Origin of the sequence: Castellaniella sp., assembly GCF_034007085.1 — a bacterium.
Classification (GTDB): Bacteria; Pseudomonadota; Gammaproteobacteria; order Burkholderiales; family Burkholderiaceae_B; genus Castellaniella.
In genome coordinates, this window is record NZ_JAVERO010000072.1 from 1 (window position 1) to 10,571 (window position 10,571).

Here is a 10,571-nt window from a genome sequence, read left to right on the forward strand (position 1 = left end):
AATGCGGGCGCACAGCTTTTGCAGACGCCCGCGCACCACTTTGTGATAGTCGCGCCCCCGCGCATACAGCGACACGACGCCTTCGCCGGGATCGGCCAGGCGGGCCAGTTCGCGGGCCTGCCAGCCGGGTGCGGTATCGCGCGGCAGATACGGCATGCGCGCGGTCAGCACGCTGACCGTGCCGGGGACCAGTTCGGCCGGCCGGGCGCGCTTGAGGCCATGCCGCTGCATGTAGTCCAGGTCGCCATGAAAGCCTCGCGCCAGCCATTCCAGCAGCAGCGGTTCGGCCGCAGACAGGTCAACCCCCGAAACCCCGATTTCGGAAAAACCCAGTTCCTGTGCCCATGCCCGGATCTGGCGATACCATTGACTGTGCCTGTCCATCGGGAAATTATAGGAATTCGGGTGACCCGCGATAGACGCGTCCACACCCGGCAGCGATAATGGGCACGCATCGCGGACGGGAAAACAACCGTGTCTGCGGCATGGAACCATGAACAAAAAACCCACTTGTCAGGAGCGCATGCCATGCGGTTGCGGATGCCAGTTCTGAAACCCAGCCGACGAATGGCCAGGATCCTGGCGGGCTCCACCCTGGCGCTGCTGGTGCTGGCCGCGCTGGCCGCCTGGCTGGTGCCCAAGGCCGTGCGCAGCGCGCTGACCCAGGATGTGTCCGAACTGCTGGGCCGGCCCGTTCAGGTCGGCGAAATCCGCTTCAACCCTTTCACGCTGGCGCTGCGCGCGCAGGACATCATCATCGAGCAGCCCGATGCCCAGCAGCCGCTGCTGCAGATCGGCGAACTCGACCTGCGCGCCGCCTGGCGCTCCATCGTGCTGTTCGCGCCGGTGATCGACCGGATCCACGTCGATCGGCCCCAGGTCGCGCTGGTACGTCAGGACGTCGCACGCTTCAATTTTTCCGACATCGTCGACCGGCTGGCCGCGCGCGCGGCCGCACAGCCAACCGAACCCGATACAAGCAATGACGGCCCGCCGCGATTTTCCCTGAACAATCTGTCCCTGACCGACGGCGTCATCCGCCTGGATGACCAGGTCACCGGCCGCCAGCAGACGATCGACGAACTCACGCTGGGTATTCCCTTTCTGTCCTCGCTTGGCTACGCCACCGACATCGATGTACAGCCCGCTGTGCACCTGCGCATCAATGGCAGCCCCCTCGATCTGAACGGCACGGCACGGCCTTTCGAAACCGTGCCCACATCGACGCTGAACGTGGCCCTGGACGGCGTAGCCCTGGACAAATGGGCCGACTTCTGGCCGCTGCCGCTGCCCATCAAGGTCGAGCGCGCCTCGCTGGATTCCAGGCTGCAGGTGCTGTTCGAACAACCACCCGGCGCGGCACCCCGCATTCGCGTACAAGGCGACCTGGCCCTGCGCCAGCTGAACGTGACCGAAACTTCGGGCGCGCCGCTGCTGGCCTGGGACAGCCTGAAGGCCGAGGGCCTGGCGCTCGACCTGGGCGCGCGGACGGTGGCCCTGGACACCCTGACCCTGACGCAACCGCAGGTAGAGGCACACCGCGATGCCACACAACTGAACTGGCAGCGGGTGGCCCAGGGATTGACCCGGCTGGATGCCCCCGAACCGGCCGCCCCCTCGCCCGCCGCCCCCGAATCCGACACATCCGAATCCGACACATCCGAATCCGCAGCACACGTCCCGACCAGCCCGGCCGCGCCATCCACAAGCACGGCCACCAGCGCGACCCCCGAGCCCACCCCAGCGCCCGGCCCTCTGCCGCAGGCACAGGCGCCGGCTACCACATCCGCCACGGACACGTCCTGGAAGATTTCCCTGGGCACCTTCAGACTGGATGCGGGCGCCGTACACCTGCGTGACGATCCCAGCGGCCTGGACTACCCGCTGAACGGACTGAGCGCCACAATCGAACAGATTGCCTGGCCGCAGCCCCCGGACCAGCCCATCCAGGCCCGGCTGGGCATGGACAACCCTCTGGACGACAGCACGCTGCAAGTCCAGGGGCCGATCATGCTGCACCCCCTGTCGGCACAGCTGCAAGTCAACCTGGACCAGCTGGCGCTGGCGCCGTTTGCTGCCGCCGCACGCCATTTCTGGCCCATCGAACTGCAAGATGGCCGGCTGCGGCTCGATGGCCTGATCGAGGCGACCGACGGCCAGATCCTGGCGCGCGACGTGACGCTGGGCCTGAATCAGTTCGCCGCCCGCGATGAATCCGTCAAGCCGGGCGTGGCCCTGTCGTTGAATACCCTGACGCTGAGCGCCGACCGGCTGGCGCTGGACGCCGAACCGACACACTTTTCCCTGCAGGCCGATGGTATCCAGAAACACGGCACGCTGGCGCTGGATGGATCTCTGACGGCGCAGCCACTGACGCTCAAAACCTCGGTCGATCTGAACCAGTTCGACGCGGCTTCCCTGGCGCCCTATATCGCGTCCAGCCTGAACGCCACGGTCCGCAGCGTGACCCTGGGCGCACGCGGCAAAGCCGAATTCGCCGCCCCCCAAGGCAAACAGGCCCTGCGCGCAGACTGGCGCGGCACCGTTCGCATCGACGGCCTGAATCTCCAGGACCGCGTCAACAAGGCCGCATTCCTGAACTGGAAACATCTGGGACTGGGCAATATGCACATCGCGGTGGCCGGGCCGCAGCTGGACCTGGGCCTGGGCGACATCCTGCTGGATGACTTCTACGGCAACATCCTGCTCAACAGCAACGCACGCCTGAACGTAATGGATATCCTGGTGGACAAAGGCACGGCGGCCGGTTCGATCACCCAGGACACGCAAACCCGCCGCACGGGCGCCGCCGCGCATGCGCGGGCCGGACCGAAAAAATCCGCCGGCCCCGCGCCTCGCATCTCGATCCGCAGCGTCACCCTCAAACGGGGCCGCATGACCTTCAATGACCATTTCGTGCGACCCAACTACCGGGCCGAACTGTCCGCCATTGAAGGCACGCTCACAGCTGTTTCCTCGACCCGCCCTGCGCCAGCCAAGGTCCGCGTCACAGGCCGCGTGTACGGCACCGCGCCGCTTTCCGTCGCAGGCACGGTCCAGCCGTTCGCGCGCTACCTGGCGCTGGACCTGAACGCCTCGGCCAAGGGCGTGGACCTGCCTCGATTCACCACGTATTCGTCCAAGTACGTCGGCTACGCCATCGAACGCGGCAAACTGTCGGTGGACTTGCACTACCAGATCAAGGATCGCGCCCTGCAGGCCAGCAATCAGGTGCTGCTCAACCAGCTCACCTTCGGCAAGCCGTCCGACAGCCCCGATGCGCTCAAGCTGCCGGTGCTGCTGGCCGTCGCCCTGCTGAAGGACGCCAAGGGCAACATCGACATCAACCTGCCGATCTCCGGCTCGCTGGACGATCCGCAGTTTTCAGTAGGCGGCATCATCGTGCAGGTGATCGTGAACACGATCACCAAGGCGGTCACCGCGCCCTTCTCATTACTGGCCTCCGCCTTCGGCGGCGGGGAGGACCTGTCCCGCATCGATTTCGCGCCAGGCAGCGCCGTACTCGACGACACCGCGCAATCGAACATCGACACGCTGGTCAAGGCACTGGCCGACCGCCCCTCACTGAAAATGGACATCATCGGCCGCGCCGATCCGCAGGTCGACGAAACCGGACTGCGCCAGGCCTGGGTGGATGACCGGATCCGGGCGGCCAAGGCCCGGGCTGGCGGCAAGCGCAGCAAGCAAGCGGCCGACACCATCGAACTGACCGACGCCGACCGCGCCAAATACCTGGAAGACGTCTATGACGACACCAAGATCAAAGGCAAGCCGCGCAACGCCATCGGCATCGCCAAGTCCCTGCCGCCCGAGCAGATGAACGCCTTGCTGCTGACTGCCGCCCCGCTGGGCAAACAGCCCCTGGCCGATCTGGCCGAGGCACGCGCACAGGCCGTATACGAACGGATCATCGCCGCTGCGCCGGAACTGGCCGACCGGGTCTTCATCGTGGCCGCCAAGCCCGACGCGAACGGCATCGAGGACGACGGCCCGGCAACACGCGTGGAATTCGCCCTGCACTGAAGCCGGCCGCCCGGCATCAACGCCTGCTGGCGAATTCCGGGCCAAAGGCCTGCTCCAGGGTCTGGACCTGTCCCAGCAGGCTGCAATCGTAGCCCACCAGGTCACGGACATACGCCTGATAGGCATCCCCACTCATCAGATCCAGCAGCCGCTGCAGGGACTGCGTGCCCACCAAGTCCTTGTTGATCCCGAAAAAATACCGTTCCCGCGCCAGCGGGATGAAGTCCAGCCCGCAGCGCCAGGCGGCCGTCTCGACCCCGATGCCGACATCGGCCATGCCACTGGCGATGTGAGCCGCGATGGCCATGTGCGTGAATTCCCCACTGTCGAAACCAATGACGTCCTTTGGATCGATGCCCAGGCGTTCCAGCATCAGATGGATCAGGAAGCGCGTGCTGGACCCGATCTGCCGGTTCACGAACCGCACGTCCGGACGCACCAGATCGCTGGCCGACTGAATCCGCTTCGGATTGCCGGGCTGCACGAACAACCCCGTGTTGCGCTCCGCCAGATGCAACAACAACATGCGGTCCGGATCGAGCCAGCGCAGATAGTGTTGCAGGATCGGTTTTTCGTATTCCGCCACCGGCACCTGGAAACCCGCCAGATCACATTCCCCACGGTCCAGCGAGGCCAAGGCCTCGATCCCGGTCCGATAGCGCAATTCCAGCGGCAGCATGCCCTGGTCATTGGCCAGCCGCATCAGCCCTTCGACGGCAAAGCCGTGGCTGGCATGCAGGCGCAGCACAGAGATTTCCTCTGAATACAGGCGCTGCAGTTCTTCCTGCAATTCGGAAGCCAGGCTCTCGAAGGTCGGCGCCAGGCGCGCATCGATGCGCCGGTTGGCCCACAGCAGATGCTGGGCGAAGCTGGTCAGGCGCGAACCACGCCGCCGGGACGTTTCGATCAGGGGCGCCTGGAACTCGGCTTCGGCCTTGCGCAGCATGCCCCAGGCATGCCGATAGGACACGCCACGCGCCTGACAGGCCCCCGCAATATGGCCGTGCTCGTCGACGGCTGCCAGCAACCGCAGCACTTCGCCCATGGGCAGTATTTCCCCGGATTGCTTTTCCAGCACCCATTCCGAATGCAAGCGGGGCTTGAATCGGTAGACCGCCATGTCTCCTCCTGAATCTTATTAATATGAATTCAATTGCATATAAAAAATAACCATGGAATTAATATGCTTTTTTTATCTTATTGAAATCAAATTATTTTCGATAGTAGAGTACACCAACGGCACTGAAATATATATGCAAATCAAAACCTATTAAAGCGCCTGCTGGCCGAGCATGCGCCCGGAGACAAAGCCATGGACACGATCCAGCCCGCTATCGATCCGACCCCGCACGACGATGCCGACCCACGGGTGCAGGACATTCTGGCCCGACATGCCGGCCAGCCCGGCGCGCTGCTGCCGATCCTGCACGATGTGCAGGACACCCTGGGCTGGATTCCCGAACCCGCTGTCCCGCAGATTGCCACCGCCCTGCAGCGTTCCCGCGCCGAGGTCCACGGCGTGATCAGCTTCTACACCCATTTCCGCACCGCGCCACCTGCACGCACGCAGATCGAAGTCTGCCGCGCCGAATCCTGTCAGGCCTGTGGCGGCGGTGTCCTGTACGAACACGCCCAGACACGCGTAGCGGCCGAGAACGCCGGCGACGTTTCGCTGGCGCCGGTGTACTGCCTGGGCCTCTGCGCCCAATCACCCGCCGTCATGATCAATGGCCGTCCCCACGCGCACGTCACCCCCGAAAAACTGGACGCCCTGCTGGCGGCAGCGCGGGAGGCCTGAATGACACAGACCCTCTATATCCCGCAGGACACCGCCGCGCTGGCCATGGGGGCCGATACCGTGGCCGACGCGTTTCGCATCGAAGCCACCCGCCGCAAACTGGATCTGCACATCGTGCGCAACGGTTCGCGCGGCCTGCATTGGCTTGAACCCCTGGTCGAGGTCGTCACGCCTGCCGGCCGGGTCGCCTACGGCCCCGTCACGCCGCAGGACGTCGCCTCTATCCTGGATGCGGCCTGGGCGCATGACGCCACCCACCCTTTGCATCACGGCCTGACCGAAGACATCCTGTTCCTGAAAAAGCAGGAACGCCTGACCTTCGCCCGGGTCGGCGTGATCGACCCGCTCAGCATCACCGACTACGAAGCCCATGGCGGCTTTGAGGGGCTGCGGCAGGCGCTGGCCATGGACCCGGCCGCCATTGTCGACGCCGTCACCGAATCCGGCTTGCGCGGCCGGGGCGGGGCCGCCTTTCCCACCGGCATCAAATGGCGCACCGTACTGCAAACGCCAGCCGAACAGAAATACATCGTCTGCAACGCCGACGAAGGCGACTCGGGCACCTTTTCCGATCGCATGTTGATGGAAGGCGACCCCTGCGCCCTCATCGAGGGCATGACGATCGCCGGCCTGGCGGTGGGCGCCACGCGCGGCTACATCTATGTGCGCTCCGAATATCCCCAGGCCGAACGAATCCTGGCAGGCGCTCTGCGCGCGGCGCGCGCGGCCGGCTGGCTGGGCAACGACATTCAGGGCACGGGACGCGCCTTCGACATCGAACTGCGGCGCGGCGCGGGCGCCTATATCTGCGGCGAGGAAACCTCGCTGCTGGAAAGCCTGGAAGGCCGCCGGGGCCTGGTGCGCGCCAAGCCGCCGCTGCCCGCCGTGCGTGGCCTGTTCGGCTGTCCCACGGTGATCAACAACGTGATTTCCCTGGCCACGGTGCCGTTCATCCTGGCCCAGGGGGCCGCCACCTACCGCGATTTCGGCATGGGCCGGTCCCGGGGCACCCTGCCTTTCCAGTTGGCGGGCAACATCCGTCACGGCGGCCTGGTGGAAAAAGCCTTCGGCCTGACGCTGCGCGAACTGCTGTTCGATTTTGGCGGCGGCAGTCGCTCGGGCCGGCCCCTGAAGGCCGTCCAGGTGGGCGGCCCGCTGGGGGCCTACCTGCCCGAATCCCAATGGGACACGCCGCTGGACTACGAAGCCTTTCTGACCATTTCCGCCATGCTGGGCCACGGGGGCGTGGTGGCCTTCGACGACACGGCCGACATGGCCGCCCTGGCCGAATACGCCATGGAATTCTGCGCCATCGAATCCTGCGGCAAATGCACGCCCTGCCGCATCGGATCGATACGCGGCACCGAGGTCATCCGCGCCATCCGCAGCGGCCAGGATCGTGATTCCCGGGCCGAGCTCCTGCGTGACCTGTGCGACACCATGATGGCCGGATCGCTGTGCGCGCTGGGCGGCATGACGCCCTATCCCGTGCTGTCCGCCCTGCGTCATTTCCCCGAAGATTTCGGCCTCGCTGCCGAACCGGCCCTGCACACCGTCTAGGAGCCCGCCATGCTGGAAACCGTCCTGAAACGCGACCGCGACCTGGGCACGCCCGAGTCCCCATCCACCGAAACCGTCACCCTGACCATCGACGGCCAGACCATCACCGTCCCGGCCGGCACCTCGATCATGCGCGCGGCGGCAGAAACCAGCATCCAGATCCCGAAGCTCTGCGCCTCGGACAACCTGGAAGCCTTCGGCTCCTGCCGCCTGTGCCTGGTCGAAATCGAGGGCCGTCGGGGGCATCCGGCATCCTGCACCACGCCTGTCGAGGACGGCATGGTGGTCCGCACCGAAACCGACCGACTGCACACCCTGCGACGCAACGTGATGGAACTCTACATCTCCGACCATCCGCTGGACTGCCTGACCTGTCCGGCCAACGGCGACTGCGAATTGCAGGACATGGCCGGGGTGGTGGGTCTGCGCAACGTGCGCTATGGGTTCGAAGGCGCCAACCACCTGGACGATGTCTCCGACACATCCAACCCCTATTTCACCTACGACCCGTCCAAATGCATCGTCTGCAGCCGCTGCGTGCGGGCCTGCGAAGAGGTCCAGGGCACCTATGCGCTCACCGTGCAGGCCCGTGGCTTCGATTCACGCATCACCGCCGGACAGGACGATGGTTTCCTGGCCAGCGATTGCGTGTCCTGCGGCGCCTGCGTGCAGACCTGCCCGACTTCGGCGCTGATCGAAAACACCGTCATCGACCAGGGTCAGGCCGATCACGCGGTCATCACCACCTGCGCCTATTGCGGCGTGGGCTGCGGCTTCAAGGCCGAACTGAAAGGCGACCGGGTCATCCGCATGACCCCCTGGAAGGACGGCAAGGCCAATCGCGGCCATTCCTGCGTCAAGGGCCGCTTTGCCTGGGGCTACGCCACCCACGCCGACCGCCTGACCCAACCCATGATCCGGGAAAAGATCACCGACCCCTGGCGCGAAGTCTCGTGGGAAGAGGCCATCGGCCACGCCGCAGCCGAACTGAAGCGCATCCAGGCCACCTATGGCGTGGATGCCATCGGCGGCATCACCTCATCGCGCTGCACCAACGAAGAAACCTACCTCGTGCAGAAAATGGTGCGCGCCGCCATGGGCAACAACAACGTCGACACCTGTGCCCGCGTCTGCCACTCGCCCACCGGCTACGGGCTGAAAACCACCATCGGGGAATCGGCCGGCACCCAGACCTTCGATTCGGTCATGCACGTGGACGTGGCCGTGGTGCTGGGCGCCAACCCCAGCGCCGCCCATCCGGTGTTTGCCTCGCGCCTGAAGCGCCGGCTGCGCCAGGGCGCGCGCCTGATCGTGATCGACCCGCGCCGCACCGAACTGGTCGACGCACCACACGTGAAGGCCGACTACCACCTGCCGGTGCGCCCGGGCACCAATGTCGCCGTGCTCAACGCCATGGCCCACGTCATCGTCACCGAAGACCTCATCGACCACGACTTCGTCCGCGCCCGCTGCGAGGACCGCGCCTTTGACGAATGGGTGCAGTTCATCCGCCGCCCCGAACACGCCCCCGAGGCCACGGCATCCATCACCGGCGTGCCTGCGGCGGACCTGCGAGGCGCCGCCCGCCTGTACGCCACCGGCGGCAACGCCGCCATCTACTACGGTCTGGGCGTCACCGAGCACAGCCAGGGGTCCACAGCCATCATGTGCATCGCCAACCTGGCCATGGCCACCGGCAATATCGGCCGCGAAGGCGTGGGCATCAATCCACTGCGGGGCCAGAACAATGTCCAGGGTTCCTGCGACATGGGTTCGTTCCCGCATGAGTTCCCCGGCTACCGCCATGTGTCCGACGACACGGTACGCGCCGAATTCGAGCGCGCCTGGGGCGTGCCGCTGCAGTCCGAGCCGGGCCTGCGGCTACCCAATATGTTCGATGCCGCCCACAGCGGCTCGTTCAAGGGCCTGTATTGCCAGGGTGAAGACATCGCCCAGTCCGACCCCAATACCCGCCATGTGGTGGCCGCCCTGCAAGCCATGGAATGCGTGATCGTCCAGGACATGTTCCTGAACGAAACCGCCAAGTACGCGCACATCTTCCTGCCGGGCTCGTCTTTTCTGGAAAAGGACGGCACGTTCACCAACGCCGAGCGCCGGATCTCGCGGGTGCGCCAGGTCATGGCGCCCAAGGCCGGCCTGGCCGACTGGGAAGTCACCTGCGCCCTGTCCACGGCCATGGGCTACCCCATGCACTACGCCCATCCCGGCGAAATCCTGGACGAAATCGCCCGGCTGACGCCGACTTTCTCCGGAGTGTCGTTCGGCCGCATCGCCGCCCTGGGCGGCAGCGTCCAGTGGCCCTGCAACGATGACGCTCCGGAAGGCACGCCCATCATGCACGTGGGTGAATTCGTGCGCGGCAAGGGACGCTTCATGATCACCCAGTACGTCCCGACCGACGAACGTTCCACGCGCCGTTTCCCGCTGCTGATGACCACGGGCCGCATCCTGGCGCAATACAACGTGGGCGCGCAGACCCGGCGCACCGCCAACAACGCCTGGCACAGCGAGGACGTCCTGGAAATCCACCCCCACGACGCCGAAGACCGCGGCATCGCCGAGGGCGACCGGGTTGCGATCGAAAGCCGGGCCGGCGCAACCACATTGCGCGCCACCCTGACCGACCGCATCCAGCCGGGCGTGGTGTACACCACCTTCCACTTTCCGGGATGCGGATCGAACGTCGTGACCACCGACAACACCGACTGGGCCACGGACTGCCCCGAATACAAAGTCACAGCGGTCCAGGTGCGCAAAGTCACCGAACCATCGGCATGGCAGCGCGACTGGAAAGCCCTGAAACAGCGCCAGGACGAACTCCTGGCCACCCGCCAGCCCCAGGCGGCACCCGCCGGCACCTGAGGAGACCCGCATGCATCCCGCAGACTTCGATCCGATGTCCGACTTGCCCGACCCGTCCGCCGGCCTCGCCATGGGCGACATCGTGCGCATCGGCCGCCAGCACGCTTCGGCCTCGCAGGATGCGATTGCCTGCGAACAGGCCGTCGCCCTGGAATACAACGGCATCGCGCATGTGGCCCTGCTGGCCTCACCGCTGCACATCCCGGAACTGGCCCTGGGCTTTTCCTACACCGAAGGCATCATCCGATCACCGGTCGACGTGCTCGACCTGGAGGTCGAAACCGTG

7 protein-coding genes are annotated in these 10,571 nt (G+C 65.7%); 5 read left to right on the forward strand and 2 right to left on the reverse strand.

Annotation, left to right across the window (positions count from 1 at the left end; translation table 11 throughout):
* Nucleotides 1–354 (reverse strand): QueG-associated DUF1730 domain-containing protein (locus RBR29_RS07700; RefSeq protein ID WP_320348391.1); only part of this gene is annotated, 354 nt, incomplete at its 3' end.
* 174 nt (nucleotides 355–528) lie between these two features.
* On the opposite strand from RBR29_RS07700, the gene RBR29_RS07705 reads away from it, so the two are divergent.
* Nucleotides 529–4,044, forward strand: coding sequence for a DUF748 domain-containing protein (locus RBR29_RS07705; RefSeq protein ID WP_320348383.1), 3,516 nt, complete (start codon nucleotides 529–531; stop codon nucleotides 4,042–4,044).
* A gap of 16 nt (nucleotides 4,045–4,060) precedes the next feature.
* On the opposite strand, the gene RBR29_RS07710 is transcribed toward RBR29_RS07705, so the two are convergent.
* Nucleotides 4,061–5,164, reverse strand: coding sequence for a substrate-binding domain-containing protein (locus tag RBR29_RS07710; protein WP_320348385.1), 1,104 nt, complete (start codon nucleotides 5,162–5,164; stop codon nucleotides 4,061–4,063).
* 192 nt (nucleotides 5,165–5,356) lie between these two features.
* Between RBR29_RS07710 and RBR29_RS07715 the strand changes: the two genes are divergently transcribed.
* The 4 genes from RBR29_RS07715 to RBR29_RS07730 all read left to right on the forward strand — a co-directional run.
* Nucleotides 5,357–5,842, forward strand: coding sequence for an NAD(P)H-dependent oxidoreductase subunit E (locus RBR29_RS07715; protein ID WP_320348387.1), 486 nt, complete (start codon nucleotides 5,357–5,359; stop codon nucleotides 5,840–5,842).
* Nucleotides 5,843–7,402, forward strand: a complete 1,560-nt coding sequence (locus RBR29_RS07720; RefSeq protein WP_320348388.1) for an NADH-ubiquinone oxidoreductase-F iron-sulfur binding region domain-containing protein — start codon at nucleotides 5,843–5,845, stop codon at nucleotides 7,400–7,402.
* A gap of 9 nt (nucleotides 7,403–7,411) precedes the next feature.
* Complete coding sequence (gene fdhF / locus RBR29_RS07725; RefSeq protein WP_320348389.1) at nucleotides 7,412–10,285, forward strand: formate dehydrogenase subunit alpha; 2,874 nt, start codon at nucleotides 7,412–7,414, stop codon at nucleotides 10,283–10,285.
* Between the two features lie 10 nt (nucleotides 10,286–10,295).
* Nucleotides 10,296–10,571: formate dehydrogenase accessory sulfurtransferase FdhD (locus tag RBR29_RS07730; RefSeq protein ID WP_320348390.1), on the forward strand; the 276-nt coding region annotated here is incomplete at its 3' end.

Excerpts from the sequence above, each read along its gene's own strand:
- RBR29_RS07705 (WP_320348383.1), top strand. The coding sequence starts at position 529 with ATGCGGTTGCGGATGCCAGTTCTGAAACCCAGCCGACGAATGGCCAGG.
- RBR29_RS07710 (WP_320348385.1), bottom strand. The coding sequence starts at position 5,164 with ATGGCGGTCTACCGATTCAAGCCCCGCTTGCATTCGGAATGGGTGCTG.
- RBR29_RS07715 (WP_320348387.1), top strand. The coding sequence starts at position 5,357 with ATGGACACGATCCAGCCCGCTATCGATCCGACCCCGCACGACGATGCC.
- RBR29_RS07720 (WP_320348388.1), top strand. The coding sequence starts at position 5,843 with ATGACACAGACCCTCTATATCCCGCAGGACACCGCCGCGCTGGCCATG.
- fdhF (WP_320348389.1), top strand. The coding sequence starts at position 7,412 with ATGCTGGAAACCGTCCTGAAACGCGACCGCGACCTGGGCACGCCCGAG.